Origin of the sequence: Burkholderia sp. BCC1996, assembly GCF_905339955.1 — a bacterium.
Lineage (GTDB): Bacteria > Pseudomonadota > Gammaproteobacteria > Burkholderiales > Burkholderiaceae > Burkholderia.
This window is the reverse complement of sequence record NZ_CAJPHM010000002.1, coordinates 279,850-295,169: the sequence shown is the minus strand read 5'-3', so window position 1 is coordinate 295,169 and position 15,320 is coordinate 279,850. Positions and strand designations below refer to the sequence as shown.

General features: G+C 70.1%; 12 protein-coding genes and 1 riboswitch. Of the genes, 8 read left to right on the top strand and 4 right to left on the bottom strand.

Going from position 1 to position 15,320, the window contains the following annotated elements; all coding sequences use genetic code 11:
• Positions 1-112: 112 nt before the first annotated feature.
• The 7 genes from U4Z64_RS03395 (at position 113) to U4Z64_RS03365 (ending at position 9,291) form a co-directional block, all read left to right on the top strand.
• Positions 113-1,789 carry a methyl-accepting chemotaxis protein gene (locus U4Z64_RS03395; protein WP_321819242.1) on the top strand — a complete coding sequence of 559 codons (1,677 nt, stop codon included), beginning with the start codon at positions 113-115 and terminating at the stop codon, positions 1,787-1,789.
• Positions 1,786-2,298: a chemotaxis protein CheW gene (locus U4Z64_RS03390; RefSeq protein WP_321819241.1), complete on the top strand. Its 513-nt coding sequence runs from the start codon at positions 1,786-1,788 to the stop codon at positions 2,296-2,298. Before U4Z64_RS03395 ends, U4Z64_RS03390 begins: the two co-directional genes overlap by 4 nt.
• A complete protein-coding gene (locus tag U4Z64_RS03385) occupies positions 2,295-3,728 on the top strand; it encodes a CheR family methyltransferase (RefSeq protein WP_321819240.1) in 1,434 nt (477 codons plus the stop codon). Before U4Z64_RS03390 ends, U4Z64_RS03385 begins: the two co-directional genes overlap by 4 nt.
• A 45-nt stretch (positions 3,729-3,773) precedes the next feature.
• Positions 3,774-4,478 carry a chemotaxis protein CheW gene (locus U4Z64_RS03380; protein WP_044849304.1) on the top strand — a complete coding sequence of 235 codons (705 nt, stop codon included), beginning with the start codon at positions 3,774-3,776 and terminating at the stop codon, positions 4,476-4,478.
• Positions 4,475-6,790, top strand: a complete 2,316-nt coding sequence (locus tag U4Z64_RS03375) for a hybrid sensor histidine kinase/response regulator (protein ID WP_321819239.1) — start codon at positions 4,475-4,477, stop codon at positions 6,788-6,790. The genes U4Z64_RS03380 and U4Z64_RS03375 overlap by 4 nt, the downstream gene beginning before the upstream one ends.
• Positions 6,787-7,806 carry a chemotaxis response regulator protein-glutamate methylesterase gene (locus tag U4Z64_RS03370; RefSeq protein WP_044846626.1) on the top strand — a complete coding sequence of 340 codons (1,020 nt, stop codon included), beginning with the start codon at positions 6,787-6,789 and terminating at the stop codon, positions 7,804-7,806. The genes U4Z64_RS03375 and U4Z64_RS03370 overlap by 4 nt, the downstream gene beginning before the upstream one ends.
• A gap of 60 nt (positions 7,807-7,866) precedes the next feature.
• Positions 7,867-7,970: riboswitch (Fluoride riboswitch) on the top strand.
• 79 nt (positions 7,971-8,049) lie between these two features.
• On the top strand, positions 8,050-9,291 hold the full coding sequence (locus U4Z64_RS03365) for a voltage-gated chloride channel family protein (protein WP_321819238.1): 1,242 nt from the start codon (positions 8,050-8,052) through the stop codon (positions 9,289-9,291).
• 93 nt (positions 9,292-9,384) lie between these two features.
• Here U4Z64_RS03365 and U4Z64_RS03360 read toward each other — a convergent pair whose 3' ends face one another.
• Positions 9,385-10,098: a riboflavin synthase gene (locus U4Z64_RS03360; RefSeq protein ID WP_044846624.1), complete on the bottom strand. Its 714-nt coding sequence runs from the start codon at positions 10,096-10,098 to the stop codon at positions 9,385-9,387.
• Positions 10,099-10,328: 230 nt separating this feature from the next.
• On the bottom strand, positions 10,329-12,191 hold the full coding sequence (locus U4Z64_RS03355; RefSeq protein ID WP_321819237.1) for an ABC transporter ATP-binding protein: 1,863 nt from the start codon (positions 12,189-12,191) through the stop codon (positions 10,329-10,331).
• A 486-nt stretch (positions 12,192-12,677) separates the two neighbouring features.
• On the opposite strand from U4Z64_RS03355, the gene U4Z64_RS03350 reads away from it, so the two are divergent.
• The gene (locus U4Z64_RS03350; RefSeq protein ID WP_321819236.1) at positions 12,678-13,559 is read left to right on the top strand and encodes a Dyp-type peroxidase; all 882 of its coding nucleotides are present in this window, start codon (positions 12,678-12,680) and stop codon (positions 13,557-13,559) included.
• A gap of 100 nt (positions 13,560-13,659) precedes the next feature.
• Here U4Z64_RS03350 and U4Z64_RS03345 read toward each other — a convergent pair whose 3' ends face one another.
• Together U4Z64_RS03345 and U4Z64_RS03340 are read right to left on the bottom strand one after the other, a co-directional pair.
• Positions 13,660-14,061, bottom strand: coding sequence for an OsmC family protein (locus tag U4Z64_RS03345; protein WP_321819235.1), 402 nt, complete (start codon positions 14,059-14,061; stop codon positions 13,660-13,662).
• Positions 14,062-14,179: 118 nt separating this feature from the next.
• Positions 14,180-15,100, bottom strand: coding sequence for a LysR family transcriptional regulator (locus U4Z64_RS03340; RefSeq protein ID WP_321819234.1), 921 nt, complete (start codon positions 15,098-15,100; stop codon positions 14,180-14,182).
• Positions 15,101-15,320 lie beyond the last annotated feature (220 nt).

Sequence of the window (15,320 nt, the reverse complement as noted above, 5' to 3'; positions counted from 1 at the left end):
GGCCCGCCGGTGCCGCGTTGCCCGCAGACCCCGATGCGCTCGTGGCGCGCCGTCCGGCGCGCAGGCGGGCGCGGATTTTTTCAACGCTGATTTTAGAAAGCCCATAACGAACATGGCCACCGTGACGCCCCGCGCGACCAATGAAAGCCTGCACACGACGAGCGGCGCCGCCCGGCTGACGCTCGGCAACCGTATCCTGATCAGCTTCGGCGTGCTGTTCGTGCTGATGCTGGTGATGGCCGGCGTGTCCTACGAGCGCCTGCGCGCGATCAACAGCGAAGCCGTCAGCATCGAGCGCGATTCGCTGCCCGGCGTCTATCTCGCGGCGTCGCTGCGCGGCGCGGTCAACGAATCGTTCACGGCGCTGCAGCAGGCGACGTTCGTCGACACCGATCCCGAACTCGTGCAGCGCGATTTCGCGAAGATCGGCGAGGCGCTCAAGGAGGTCGAGTCGTTGTCGGTCGACTACCAGAACACGACGTTCCGCGATGACGACCGCCAGCGCTTCGCGACGTTTCGAGGCGCCTTCGACCGCTACCTGCCGCTGCTGAACGACGCGGTGCAGAAGAGCCGCGTGTCGCGCGAAGAGTCCGTCGCCGCCTATGCGAAGGTGCAGCCTTCATGGGCCGAGGTCGTGCGCAACGCGAATATCCTGGTGCAGGAGAACCGCAAGTTCGCCGACCAGTCCGCGAAGCTGATCCGCGAATCCGTGCAGGACACCGAGGTGGTGCTCGCGACCGCGCTGGCGATCGTGCTGCTGTCCGCGCTGGGGCTGGGCTACGGGCTGTACCGTTCCGTCACCGTGCCGATGACGCGGCTCGTCGAGGTGCACGACGTGATGCGTACCGGCAACCTGACGCGCCGCCTCGACCTGCGCCGCCGCGATGAATTCGGCACGCTCGAGACGGGCTTCAACCGGATGGCCGACGAGCTGACCGAGCTGGTCGCGCGCGCGCAGCAGTCGTCGCTGCAGGTGACGACGTCGGTCGCCGAAATCGCGGCGACGTCGCGCGAGCAGCAGGCGACCGCGAACGAAACCGCGGCGACGACGACCGAAATCGGTGCGACGTCGCGCGAGATTTTCGCGACGTCACGCGACCTGCTGCGCACGATGAACGAGGTGGCCGGCGTGGCCGAGCAGTCGGCGACGCTCGCGGGCGTGAGCCAGAGCGGCCTCACGCGGATGGGCGAGACCATGCGCAGCGTGATGGACGCGGCCGGTTCGGTGAACGCGAAGCTCGCGATCCTCAACGAGAAGGCGCTGAACATTAACCAGGTCGTCGCGACCATCACCAAGGTGGCCGACCAGACCAACCTGCTGTCGCTGAACGCGGCGATCGAGGCCGAGAAGGCCGGCGAGTACGGCCGCGGCTTCGCGGTCGTCGCGACGGAGATCCGCCGCCTGGCCGACCAGACGGCGGTGGCGACCTACGACATCGAGCAGACGGTGAAGGAGATCCAGTCGGCCGTGTCGGCGGGCGTGATGGGAATGGACAAGTTTTCCGAGGAAGTCCGCCGCGGCATGCTCGACGTGCAGCAGGTCGGCGGGCAGCTGTCGCAGATCATCGCCGAGGTGCAGACGCTCGCGCCGCGCTTCCAGATGGTCAACGAAGGGATGCAGACGCAGGCGAACGGTGCCGAGCAGATCACGCAGGCGCTGTCGCAGCTGTCGGAAGCCGCGCAGCAGACGGCCGAATCGCTGCGCCAGTCGTCGCAGGCGATCGACGACCTCACGCTCGTCGCGAACCAGTTGCGCACCAGCGTGTCGCGCTTCAAGGTCGACGCGTGACGCGCGTCGAGTCGCACGGCGCCGCGCACGCGCTGTTCCTGATGTTCGAGCTCGACGGCGAGCGCTACGCGCTCGATGCGGCCGACATCGACGAGGTGTTGCCGCTCGCGACCACCAAGGCCGTGCCCGGCGCGCCCGAATGGATCGCCGGGCTGCTGATGCGCGGCGGCCAGCCGGTGCCCGTGATCGACGTGCCGATGCTCGCGCTCGGGCGGCGCGCGCATGCGTTGCGTTCGACGCGACTGGTGATGGTTCGCTACCGCGCCGGGCAGCTCGACCGCGAGCGCGTGATCGGCCTGATCATCGAGCGCGCGACGCAGACGCTGCGGATCGACCGCACGGCGTTCCGCGCCAGCGGCGTATCGACCGCGCGCACGCGCTGGCTCGGGCGCGTCGCGAACACGCCCGACGGGATCGTGCAGCAGGTCTCGGTGTCCGACCTGATCGACGACGTTGCGCGCCTGTATCTGTTCGACGGCCTGCCGGGCCACGGAGGGGAGTCCGCATGAAAGAGTCCGATTCGCGATTTCGCGGCTGGCTGCTGCGCGAGACCGGCATCGACCCCGATTCGCTCGGCAACGATTTTCTGAGCCGCGCGCTGACGGAGCGCGTGCAGGCGCTGCACGGCGACGGCGAGCGGCTGCCGTCGGCGGCGCGGCCGCCCGTCACGCCGGAAGCGCTCGACGCGTACTGGCAGCACCTCAACGCGTCGGCCGACGAACGGCGCGCGCTGATCGATCTGTTCATCGTGCCGGAGACGTGGTTCTTCCGCGATCGCGAGGCGTTCGCGACGCTCGCGCGGCAAGCGGCCGAGCGGCTCGCCGCGACGCCCGGGCGCGTGATCCGCGTGCTGAGCGCGCCATGCTCGACCGGCGAGGAGCCGTATTCGGCGGCGATGGCGCTGCTCGACGCCGGGCTCGAGCCGGCCAGCTTCACGATCGACGCGCTCGACCTGAGCGCGCGCGCGATCGAACAGGCGCGGCTCGGCTGCTACGGGCGCAATGCGTTTCGCGGCACGGCGACCGAGTTCCGCGGCCGCTACTTCACGCCGGTCGCCGACGGCTGGCTGCTCGACGAGCGCGTGCGCGCGTGCGTGCAGTTTCGCCAGGCGAACCTGGTCGAACCGGGCACCGACACGGGCATCCGCTACGATTTCGTGTTCTGCCGCAACGTGCTGATCTATTTCGACCGCGACGCGCAGGACCGTGTGATCGGTTCGCTCGAAAGCGCGCTCGCCGACGACGGCATGTTGTTCGTCGGGCCGGCCGAAACGGGCGTCGCGATGCGGCACGGGATGCGTTCGGCCCGCGTGCCGCTGGCGTTCGCGTTTCATCGCGGGCGCGATGGCGCCGCGGCGGACGGGTACGCGGCCCGCCATGCGGCACCGCTGCCCGCGGTTGCGCCGTACCGGCGCGCCGAGCGTTTCGCCGTGGCGCCGCCGGCTGCGACGCGCCCGCTGCTGGCCGTCGTCCCGCCGGCTTGGAGCGATGCCGCGCCGTCGCGCGCTGCCTTTGAACCGGCCGGGCGCCCGACGGCGTTCGGGCCGCGAGCCGACGTGCGCGTCGACCCGCTGGCCGATGCGGCGAACGTGGCCGGCACGCCCGCGCCCGCGCCGGCGCCGGCGGCCGCCGACGGCGCCGCGCCGACGCTCGAGGAAGCGCAGGCGCTGGCCAACGCGGGCGCATTCGACGAGGCCGAGCGCGTGCTCGCGCAGTTCTCCGCGCACGCCGGGCCGCACGCCGACGCGTTCTACCTGAACGGACTGATCGCGGATGCGCGCGGGCGCGTCGCGGAAGCGGGCGATTTCTACCGGAAGGCGCTGTATCTGCGGCCGACGCACCACGAAGCGCTGACGCATCTCGCGACCTTGCTGGACGTCGGCGGCGACGGCGCCGGCGCGCAATGGCTGCTCGAGCGTGCGCGGCGCTCGGCCGGATAACGAGAATACGGGTTGGGAGCCGACATCGGGATGACCGAGGAACGAATGAACCGTGACGCCGTTGCCACTGACGACACGACGATCGGCGTCGACGATTGCTGGAACCGGATCGGCACGCACGGCGACCGCTCGTGCGAGCGGCTGGCCGATTGCCTGCGCTGCCTGAACTGCCCGGTCTACGCGTATCACGCGGCGAAACTGCTCGAACGCCCGCTCGGCGCCGCCGAGCTGGCCGACGCGACGCAGCGGATCAGCGCGTTCGACGCGACCCGCGCGCACGGCGACGACGATACGCATCAGGCGGCACTGGCGTTTCGCGTCGCCGACGAATGGCTCGCGCTGCCGATCGGCGTGCTGCGCGAGATCGCTGGCACGCGTCCGATCCATTCGCTGCCGCATCGCCGCCATTCGGCCGTGCGCGGCGTGGTCAACATTCGCGGCACGCTGCGCATCGCGATCTCGATCGGCGCGTTGCTCGGCCTCGACGCGGGCAAGGGCCGCGAGGGTGGCGCGGACGGCCGTTTCACGCGGCTGCTGGTCGCCGCGCACCAGGGCGAGCCGGTGGTGTTTCCGGTCGACGAAGTCGAGGGCGTGCTGCGCTTCGGCGCATCCGAATGGGTGCCCGTGCCGGCGACGGTCGGGCGCGCGAGCGCCGGCCTGTCGCGCGGCGTGCTGTCGTGGCGCGGCAAGTCGATCGGCTTGCTCGACGACGATCGGCTGTTCGACGCCGTGACACGGAGCATGCGATGAGCGGCGATGACGATCTGAGCCAACTGTCGCTGCTCGAGCTGTATCGCGAGGAGACGCGCACGCAGACCCAGGCGCTGTCCGAGCGCCTGCTCGCGCTCGAATCGGGCGAGCCCGACTCCGTCGCGCTCGAGGCGTGCATGCGCGCCGCACATTCGCTGAAGGGCGCCGCGCGCATCGTCGGCGTGCCGCTCGGCGTCGACATCGCGGGGCGCATGGAAGAATGCTTCGTCGCGGCGCAGGCCGGCACGATCGCGCTGACGGCCACGCATGTCGACGTGCTGCTGGCCGGCGTCGACCTGCTGGTGCGCGTCGCCGATCCGCAGGCGCAGCCCGTGTCGCCGGCGGAGATCGAGGCGTTCGCGCTGGCGCTGACGGGCGCCGACGGCGCGCACGCGATGCCGGCACCGGCTTTGGCGCCGCCGCCGGCGGCCGCGGCGCCGTCCGTCGTGCCGTCTCGCGAGCACGACGGCGCCGCGAACGAGCCCGTGGGGGCCGGCGCCGCGGTGCCGCCGCTCGCGCTGCCGGCGGCCGTGCCCGATCCGGTCCAGGCCGGCCGCGCGGCCGGCGCGGGCGCGATGCGCCGCGTGCGGGCCGATACGCTGAACCGGCTGCTGAGCCTGTCCGGCGAGTCGCTCGTCGAATCGCGCTGGCTCAAGCCGTTCGCGGAATCGATGCTGCGCGTGAAGCGCGCGCAGCGCGATGCGGCCCGTTCGCTCGATCTGTTGTACGAACAGTTTGCCGACGATCTCGACGCGGGCGTGCTCGCGTCGGTGAACGAAGTGCGGCACATGCTCAACGACCTGCAGCGTTCGCTCGCCGAGCGCATGGACGAATTCGACCGCTTCGAGCGGCGCAGCACGCATATCGCCGAACAGCTGTACGACGAGGCGCTGCAGTGCCGGATGCGGCCGTTCGGCGACGCGACGCGCGCGTATCCGCGCATCGTCCGCGATCTCGCGCGCTCGCTCGGCAAGCAGGTGCGCTTCTCGATCGTCGGCGAAGGCACGCAGGTCGACCGCGACATCCTCGACCTGCTCGACGCGCCGCTCGGCCACCTGCTGCGCAACGCGATCGACCACGGCGTCGAAGCGCCCGACGCGCGCCTCGCGCGCGGCAAGCCGGCCGAGGCGAGCGTGACGCTCGAAGCGCGGCATAGCGCCGGCTCGCTGCTCGTCAGCGTGATCGACGACGGGCCGGGTGTCGACATGGATGCGTTGCGCGCGGCGGTCGTGCGCCAGCGCCTGACCGACGACGAGACGGCCGCGCGGCTGTCCGATCCCGAACTGCTCGAATTCCTGCTGCTGCCGGGTTTCTCGATGCGCGATGCGGTGACCGACGTGTCGGGGCGCGGCGTCGGCCTCGACGCGGTGCAGGAGATGGTGCGCGGCGTGCGCGGCGCGGTGCGCATCTTCAACGAGCCCGGCGCGGGCATGCGCTTCGTGCTGCAGTTGCCGCTCACGCTGTCGGTGATCCGCAGCCTGCTGGTCGAGGTCGGCGGCGAGCCGTACGCGTTCCCGCTCGCGCACGTGCGCCGCACGCTCGAACTGTCGCACGACGACATCGACGTGCTCGAAGGCCAGCCGCATTTTCCGTTCGACGGCCGGCGCGCGGGCCTCGTCGCCGCGCACCAGCTGCTCGATGCCGGCGAGCCCGGCGTCGCGCGCGCGAGCACGGCGGTCGTGGTCGTCGGCGGCGAGCCCGAGCTCTACGGTGTCGCCGTCGACCGCTTCCTCGGCGAACGGATGCTCGTCGTGCAGCCGCTCGACAGCCGCCTGCACAAGATCCAGAACATCGCGGCCGGTGCGTTGCTCGAGAACGGCGACCCGGTGCTGATCGTCGATGTCGAGGACCTGATCCGCTCCGTCGACAAGCTCGTGCGCGGCGGACAGCTCGCGAAACTCACGCGCGACCGGCAGCTCGCGCTCGCCGACCGGCGCCGCCGCGTGCTCGTCGTCGACGATTCGCTGACGGTGCGCGAGCTCGAGCGCAAGCTGCTGGAAAAGCGCGGCTACGACGTGACCATCGCGGTCGACGGGATGGACGGCTGGAACGCGGTGCGCAGCGACGCGTTCGACCTGGTCGTCACCGACGTCGACATGCCGCGCATGGACGGGATCGAACTCGTCACGCTGATCAAGGGCGATCCGACGCTCAAGCGCGTGCCGGTGATGATCGTGTCGTACAAGGATCGCGACGAGGATCGCCGGCGCGGGCTCGACGCCGGTGCCGACTACTACCTCGCGAAGAGCAGTTTCCACGACGAGGCGCTGCTCGACGCGGTGCACGACCTGATCGGGGACGCACGCGGATGAACATCGGCATCGTCAACGATCTGCCGCTTGCCGTCGAGGCGCTGCGCCGCGTGATCGCGCTGCGCACGGATCACCGCGTGCTGTGGGTGGCGACCGATGGCGACGAGGCAGTGGATTTCTGCGTCGCGCATCCGCCCGATCTCGTGCTGATGGATCTCGTGATGCCGAAGCTCGACGGCGTGGCCGCGACCCGGCAGATCATGGCGCGCGCGCCGTGCGCGATCCTGATCGTGACCGCGAGCGTCAGCGCGAACACGTCGTCGGTCTACGAGGCGATGGGGGCCGGCGCGCTCGACGCGGTCGACACGCCGACGCTCGCGCTCGGCCTGCCGTCGGATGCGGCGCCGCAGCCGCTGCTCGCGAAGATCGACCAGATCGGCCGGCTGCTCGAAAGCCGGACCACGACGCTCGTGCCGCCCGGGCCGGCACCCGCGCGCGGCCAGCCGACGCTGATCGCGATCGGCGCGTCGGCGGGCGGGCCGACCGCGCTCACCGCGCTGTTGCGCGCGCTGCCGGCCGATTTTCCGGCTGCGCTCGTGATCGTCCAGCACGTCGACCAGGCGTTCGCGGTCGGCATGGCGGAGTGGCTCGACGGCTATACGCGGCTGCCCGTGCGCGTCGCGCGGCAGGGCAGCGTGCCGCAGGCGGGCGAGGTGCTGCTCGCGGCGACCAACGATCACCTGTACATCTCGCCGCGCGGCGTGCTCGGCTATACGCGGCATCCGGCCGAGACGCCGTACCGGCCGTCGATCGACGTGTTCTTCAACAGCGTCGCCGACGGCTGGGAGGGCGACGCGCTCGGCGTGCTGCTGACCGGGATGGGGCGCGATGGCGCGCTCGGGCTGAAGGCGATGCGCGCGAAGGGGTGCTACACGATCGCGCAGGACGCGGCGACGAGCGCCGTCTACGGGATGCCGAAGGCGGCCGCGGCAATCGGCGCGGCGTCGGCGATCCTGCCGCTCGACCGGATCGCGCCGCAACTGATTTCACGCGTGACGCGCATGCCGCTCGACTGACGGCGCGCCGCGGCCCCGGCGGGGCCGCATTGCGCGCGCCGCGCGGCGTCGCGTACAATTGCCGCCTGCGGAGATGGCATGCCTCCCTGCGGTCGATCCCGTCGCGTCGCGCGCGGTTCGGCCCTCAACCGCCGGTTTGCCCGGCTGATGATGCCTGCGTGTTCCTGGGTCGTCAGGAGGTCGCAGGCCGTCCATGCGGTATTCTGCCGCCCAGGTTTTGATGTCCCGTCGAATCTGGAAATCATGTTTTTCTCGACTTCTGCCGATTTTTTCGCGACCGTGCGCTACGTGTGCCGCTGGCTCGCGCTCTCTGCGTTGCTCGGCGCGCTGGCCGGCACGGCTTCCGCGTTGTTCCTGATCGCGCTCGACTGGGCGACCGGCACGCGCGTCGCGCGTCCCTGGCTGCTGTGGGGGCTGCCGGCCGCCGGTTTGGCGACCGGCTGGGTCTACCACCGGTTCGGCCAGTCGGTCGCGCGCGGCAACAACCTGCTGATCGACGAGATTCACGACCCGAAGGCGCTGGTGCCGAAGCGGATGGCGCCGCTCGTGCTCGTCGCGACCGTCGTCACGCACCTGTTCGGCGGGTCGGCCGGCCGCGAGGGCACGGCCGTGCAGATGGGCGGCGCGCTCGCCGATCGCGTCACGCACCTGTTCCGGCTCGATCGCGAGCATCGGCGCGTGCTGCTGATGGGCGGCATCGCGGCCGGGTTCGCGTCGGTGTTCGGTACGCCGCTCGCGGGCGCCGTGTTCGGGCTCGAGGTGCTCGCGATCGGGCGCGTACGGTACGACGCGCTGCTGACCTGCGTCGCGTCGGCGATCGTCGCGGATGTCGTGTGCCGCGCGTGGGGCGTGCATCACACCGCTTATGCGATTCCGTTCGTGCCGGCCGTGTCGGCGACGGGGCTGGCCGCGACGGTCGTCGCGGGTGTCGCGTTCGGCGTCGTCGGCCGGCTGTTCGCGTTCGCGACGCATGCGCTGACCGCGTGGTTTCGCCGCGTGATCCGCCATGCGCCGCTGCAGCCGGTGCTCGGCGGCCTGCTGGTCGCGGTGGCCGCCACCGTGCTGAACGTGCCGCAGTACCTCGGGCTCGGGATTCCGACGATCGAAGCCGCGTTTCACGGGCCGCTGCCGGCTTACGATTTCGCGGGCAAGTTCGCGTTCACCGTCGTCACGCTCGCGTCGGGATTCAAGGGCGGCGAAGTGACGCCGCTGTTCTACATCGGCGCGACGCTGGGCAACGCGCTCGGGCAGGTACTGGCGCTGCCGGTGCCCGTGCTGGCGGGGCTCGGTTTCGTCGCGGTGTTCGCGGGCGCGGCCAACACGCCGATCGCGTCGACGATCATGGCGATCGAACTGTTCGGCGCGGATGTCGGCGTGTATGCGATCGTCGCCTGCGTGGTCGCCTATCTGTTTTCCGGACACGCGGGGATTTATCGCGCGCAGCGGGTGGCGGTGGGGAAGGGGGCGCAGGCGGAGGCGGAGTAAGGCGGCGTGCGGGGCGGCCGACCGGGCGCATCGCGACGGAAGCCGACGCCCGGTGATCCCGGGCATCAGCGGGAACGGCGGCGCTCTTCGCCGTTACGCCTTCGGCAGCTTCGCGACGTTCCGCGCGAGCAGTTCCTCGATATCGATGCCCTTCTCCGCGAGCAACGTCGTGACGACGCCGGTCAATTCCCCGAGGGTTTCCTTGACCGACTCGCGGATCGTATCCACGACGACCTGCGTGCTGCGCTCGATCTCGATATTGACCTTGTCGTCGACGCCCTTCGCATCGAAGGTGGTCGCGCGTCGCGTTTCGGGAATCAGCCAGACGTCGAACCAGCCTTCGTCGCGATTGACGTCCGACACGGTGAGGCTGCAGCCGTTGATCGCGATATAGCCTTTCGCAAACACGTAGCGCCTGAAATCGGCCGGCACGCCGATGCGGATCATCCGGTTGTGTTCGGACGACGCGATGTTCGCGATCGTTCCCATGAAATCGACGTGTCCGGACAGCGGATGTCCGCCGATTTCAGCGCCGTCCTTCGCGGCCCGCTCGACGTTGATCCGGGCGCCGGTCGTGAGGTCGGCGAGCGTGGTGATGCGCAGGCTCGGCAACATCACGTCGAAGTCGATCAGCTCGGGCGAGTGGATGGTCGTCACGGTCAGGCAGACGCCGTCGACCGAGACGCTCGCGCCGATCTCGATGTCGGTGGTGAACCGCTCGGGGAATTCGATGCTGAACGTTCTCAGTTCGCCGTGATCCTCGATGGCCTTGATGACGCCAACACCCTGAACAATGCCTGTAAACATGATCCGCCTTTCGTCGCAAATTGCCTGGCCGGTATGATAAGTGATCCCGGCTCGCCTCGTTCGCAAGGGGTTTGCCGGGCAGCGCACGGCGGCTCGTGTGGCGCCGTCGAATGGAATCGACGACGCACGCAACGGCCTCGTGAATTCCTGACGATCGCATCGACGTCCCCGCGTGACGCAACCGGCCGCGGCGGCGGTGCGCCGCGCATCCGGTTGCGATCGGGGCGCCTTCAGGCTTGCACCGGCTCTCCAAGCGGCCCGGCATGACCGTCCGCCGTGCGCCGCGGCGGATCGATCAGGCCCTTCGCGAGTTCCAGCGCCTGCCGCTCGAACAGCCGGCGATACGTCCCGCCGTCGATGCGGATCAGCGCGTCGTGGCTGCCTTCCTCGATCACCTTGCCGCGCTCGAGCACGATCAGACGGTCGAGCGCGCGCACCGTCGACAGCCGGTGCGCGACGACGAGCGTCGTGCGCCCGACCATCAGCCGCTCCATCGCCTGCTGGATCAGCACCTCGCTTTCGCTGTCGAGGCTCGACGTCGCTTCGTCGAGGATCAGGATCGGCGCATCGGCGAGGAACGCACGCGCGATCGCGACGCGCTGGCGTTCGCCGCCCGACAGCTTGATCCCGCGCTCGCCGACGAGCGTGTCATAGCCGTCCGGCAGCGCGACGATGAAGTCGTGCGCGCTGGCAAGACGCGCGGCGCGCTCGATCTCCGCACGGCTTGCGTCGGGGCGCGCATACGCGATGTTCTCCGCGAGCGTGCGGTGGAACAGCACGGGTTCCTGCTGGACGATCGCGATCTGGCTGCGCAGCGAATCCTGCCGCACCTGCGCGATGTCCTGGCCGTCGATCGTGATGCGGCCGCCCGACACGTCGTACAGGCGCTGGATCAGCTTGATGAACGTCGTCTTGCCCGACCCGGAATGGCCGACGAGGCCCACGCGTTCGCCGGGCGCGATGCGCATCGAGAAGTCGTCGTACAGCGGCACCGGATGGTTGCCGTAGCGGAACGTCACGTGCTCGAAGCGGATCTCGCCTTGCCCGATCCGGATCGCGGGCGCGCCGGGCCGATCGTCGATGCCGAGCGGCTGGCGCTCGAGCGCGACGAGCTCTTCCATGTCGTTGACCGAGCGCTGCAGGTTGCGAATGTGCATGCCGACGTCGCGCAGGTAGCCCTGCAGCATGAAGAACATCGTCAGCGAGAACGCGATGTCGCCGACGCTCGCTTCGTCGTTCGCCCACAGCCGCAGCGCGACGCCGATCATCGCCGCCTGCATCGCGACGAGCATCGCGCCCTGCAGCCCGCCGTTGAACGTGCCGCGCACCCACGTGCGGCGCGTGCGCTGGCGCCACTTGCCGATCACGCGATCGAGCCGCGCTTCCTCGCGCGTCTCCGCGCCGAACGCCTTGACGACCGCGTTGCAGCTCACGGCGTCGGCGAGCGCGCCGCCCATGCGCGTGTCCCACAGGTTGCCGAGCCGCGCGGCCGGCGCGACGATGCCGAGCGATACCGCGACCGTCACCGAGATGTACAGCAGCGAACCCGCACCGACGACGAGCCCCATCACCGGCCAGTGCGTGCCGAGCAGCACGGTCGCGCCGACGAGCATCGTGACCGACGGCAGCAGCGCGATCAGCACCGTGTCGTTCAGCAGGTCGAGCGCCCAGATCCCGCGCGTGATCTTGCGCACGGTCGATCCCGCGAAGCTGTTCGCGTGCCAGTCGGTCGAGAAACGCTGCACGCGATGGAACGACGCCGCGGCGATCTCGCTCATCATCTTCAGCGTGAGCGTGATGATGTTCAGGTAGACGCCCTGCCGCAGCAGCGTCGCGCCGATGCCGAGCGCGGCCAGCGTGCCGAACGCGGTGACGGCCGCATGCCACGCGGCGGCGCGGTCGGTCGGGCCGCTCGACAGCGCATCGACGAGGCGCCCGGCGAACAGCGGCGTGAGCACGTCGGCAAGCGCGCCGAGCAGCGCCAGCGTCGTGATCGTCGCGATGCGCACCGGCTGCTTGCGCCAGTAGCGGAACGTGAAGCCGAAGACGGCCTGGAATGCCTGGCCGCCCAGATGGGTGGTTTTTCTGGTCATGTATCGTTGCCCGGCGCATCGCGCGACGGGACTTTCCGGTTCGGAGAACGTCGAAAACGCGACAGCCGGACCGCGCGCACGACGCGGGCGAAACGAAACGGGCTGTCGGGAAATTGCGCGGGCGGGCGGGTTAGCGGAGCACCCGGAAGCCGGCGCGGACGACGGGCTGGATCAGCCGCGTCGTGGGACCACGTTCGGGAAGGTTGCTGGCATTCGGAACATCTGCACCTCCCTGAAGTGAACGGTTGAAAGGACGCCGAAAAAGACGTGAAGGAATTTTATCAGCAGAGCCGGACGCGCTGCAACGTCTGACGAATGCGGCGTTGCAGCAGCGATGCGGTTAGTATTCGGGGTTTTGGCCCTCTTTCGTGCGTGTTCCGCGGTGCGGTGCCGCACGGGGCGGCGGGCGGCATCGATTACACTCTGCCGTTGCGCGCCGGCCGCTGCGGCCCCGCGGATTCACCCCGATACACTCCTGAGGAAACGATGAGCGACGTTCAGCAAGGCATCCTGGCTCCGATCGACACGGCGGCCCGATACCTCACTTTCACGATTTCGAACAACGTCAATGTGGCCGCGGCGCTCGCGGCATTGCGCGAGCTCGTCGACGGGCGCGACACGGTCGCAGGTTTCGGGCAGGCGCTGGCCGCGCATCTCGGCCGCCCGGTTCCGGGGCTCACCGAATACCCGGCGTTCGCGGTGAACGACCGTACGCTGCCGATCACGCCGGCCGACGTCTGGGTCTGGCTGCGCGGCGACGATCGCGGCGCACTCGTGCTGCGCGCGCGGGCGATCGAGCGGGCGCTCGCGCCGGCGTTCGTGCTGCAGGACGCGGTCGACGGGTTCCGCTATTCGAACGATCGCGACCTGTCGGGTTACGAGGACGGTACCGAGAACCCGACCGGCGACGACGCGCTGGCCGCGGCGGTCGTCACGGGGCAGGGCGCGGGGCTCGACGGTTCGAGCTTCGTCGCGGTTCAGCAATGGCTGCACGACTTCGACCAGATGGAGCGCATTGCGTCGGGCGACATGGATCACATCGTCGGCCGCCGCCGCTCGGACAACGAGGAGCTCGACGACGCGCCCGAGTTCGCGCACGTGAAGCGCACCGCGCAGGAGAGCTTCGAGCCGGAGGCATTCATGCTGCGCCGTTCGTCGCCGTGGTCCGATGCGCGCCGCGCGGGGCTCTACTTCGTCGCGTTCGGCCGTTCGTTCCGCGCGTTCGACGTGCAGATGCGCCGGATGAGCGGCGCGGACGACGGCATCGTCGACGGCCTGTTCCGCTTCACGCGACCGCTGACGGGCGCGTATTTCTGGTGCCCGCCGGTGAAGGACGGCAAGCTGGACCTGTCCGCGCTCGGACTCTGAGCGCCGGACGACATCCGCAAACGGGCGGGCCGCGCATCGCGCGCGGCCCGCCCGTTTTCTATGTGACGCGTCGATCGCGGGCGGCGCGGTACGCCGCCCGTCAGGTCAGCGTCGTTTCGATGCGTGTGCCGCGCTTGATGAACAGCGTCACCGGCGTCTTCTCGCAGATTTCCGCGAGCCGCTGGCGCTGCGCATCGTCGAGCGGGCCGTCGAGCGTCACGACGCGGCGCACGTATTGCTGCCCTTCACGATCGGCATGCAGTTCGGTGCGCACGTCGATGCGCGCGGCCGGCCACGTCTTGCGCTGCATGTACATGCGCAGCGTCGCGGCCGTGCATTGCGCGAGGCCGGCCAGCACGAACTCGAACGGCGCCGGCCCGAGGCCCTGTCCGCCTTCGCGCGGCGCTTCGTCGCCGGTCAGCGCGTGCGTGCCGGCCTGCAGCTGGACGACGTAGTCGGGCGCGTCGGCGGCGAGGGTGGCGGCAGCGTGGATGAGCGGCATGGCAAGTCTCCGGTAAGCGGGTAAGGGGCGGCCGCGACGACGCGCGGCGTGCGAGCCGTCAGCATACCGTCTCGAGGAAAAACGCGGGCGCCACGCGCGTCGCCGGGGCTCGCCGGGATCAGCCGGCGACGCCGGCACTCCCGCGCACGAGCGCGGCGACGCGTTCGCGCACCCACTGGTGCGCGCGGTCGGTCTCGCGCGACTCGTGCCAGTACGCGAGCAGCGGAAACGGCTTGAGCCGCAGCGGCAGCGGCTGCACGGCGATCGGCAGCATCGCCGCCATGCGCAGCGCATACGTGCGCGGCAGCGTCAGCAGCAGGTCGCCTGCCGCGGCGATCTGGCAGGCGGCGAAGTAATGCTGGCAGACGAGCTGGATGTGACGGAAGCGCCCGTCATTGCCGAGCAGCACGTCGAGCGATTGCGGTTCGCCGAGCGACGACACCGCGACATGCCGCGCGGAGAAATAGTCGCTGCGCCGCAGCGGACCGCCGGTCAACGGATGATCGTGCCGCATCGCGACGACGAGCGAATCGTCGAGCAGGTGCTCGGTCACGATGCGCGGGCCGGTCTGCACGCGTCGATCGACAGCCAGATCGAGATTGCCCGACGCGAGTTCGCGTTCGATGTCGTGCACCGCGACGCGGCGGCTCACGAATCGCAGGCCCGGCGCTGCGCCGGCGAACGCGGCGACGATCTGCGGCAGCGCGATCGATTCGAGCACGTCGCGAATGCCGACCGCGATGCTCAGGTCGAGCGTCGCCGGGTCGAATGCCGCCGGGTCGCGCGCGGCGCGCTGCAGGCCGGCGAGGTGAAGCTGCACGTCCGCGATGATCGCGCGCGTGCGCTCGGTCGGCACGACGCGGTTGCCCTGGCGCACGAACAGCGGGTCGTCGAAATGCGCGCGCAGCCGGTTGAGCGCATGCGTGACGGCCGGCTGCGTCAGGTGCAGCGCACGGGCGGCCGCGCCGATGCCGCCGTGCACGTAGACCGCATCGAGCACGCGGAACAGGTTCAGGTCGAGACGATGGTCGGCAGGCACGGACGAAGGCGGCGTGGTGGGCGGTGGGGCGATTCTAATGGATGCGCGAACAACGGAACGCGGGTGCGCGCGTTGGAGCGACGAGCGATGCCGTTCGATGCATGTCGATGACGATCGTCCCGCTACGCGAGCGTGCGTCGAGCCGAAGCGCGATGCGAGTCCGCCCGTCGACACGCGCATTTCCGCGCGGCCAGATCATCGGTCGGCGATAGCCTGTAAA

What these genes read in the sequence shown, in the direction of transcription:
- U4Z64_RS03395 (WP_321819242.1), top strand. Translation starts at nt 113, where the DNA reads ATGGCCACCGTGACGCCCCGCGCGACCAATGAAAGCCTGCACACGACG.
- U4Z64_RS03385 (WP_321819240.1), top strand. Translation starts at nt 2,295, where the DNA reads ATGAAAGAGTCCGATTCGCGATTTCGCGGCTGGCTGCTGCGCGAGACC.
- U4Z64_RS03380 (WP_044849304.1), top strand. Translation starts at nt 3,774, where the DNA reads ATGAACCGTGACGCCGTTGCCACTGACGACACGACGATCGGCGTCGAC.
- U4Z64_RS03375 (WP_321819239.1), top strand. Translation starts at nt 4,475, where the DNA reads ATGAGCGGCGATGACGATCTGAGCCAACTGTCGCTGCTCGAGCTGTAT.
- U4Z64_RS03370 (WP_044846626.1), top strand. Translation starts at nt 6,787, where the DNA reads ATGAACATCGGCATCGTCAACGATCTGCCGCTTGCCGTCGAGGCGCTG.
- U4Z64_RS03365 (WP_321819238.1), top strand. Translation starts at nt 8,050, where the DNA reads ATGTTTTTCTCGACTTCTGCCGATTTTTTCGCGACCGTGCGCTACGTG.
- U4Z64_RS03360 (WP_044846624.1), bottom strand. Translation starts at nt 10,098, where the DNA reads ATGTTTACAGGCATTGTTCAGGGTGTTGGCGTCATCAAGGCCATCGAG.
- U4Z64_RS03355 (WP_321819237.1), bottom strand. Translation starts at nt 12,191, where the DNA reads ATGACCAGAAAAACCACCCATCTGGGCGGCCAGGCATTCCAGGCCGTC.
- U4Z64_RS03350 (WP_321819236.1), top strand. Translation starts at nt 12,678, where the DNA reads ATGAGCGACGTTCAGCAAGGCATCCTGGCTCCGATCGACACGGCGGCC.
- U4Z64_RS03345 (WP_321819235.1), bottom strand. Translation starts at nt 14,061, where the DNA reads ATGCCGCTCATCCACGCTGCCGCCACCCTCGCCGCCGACGCGCCCGAC.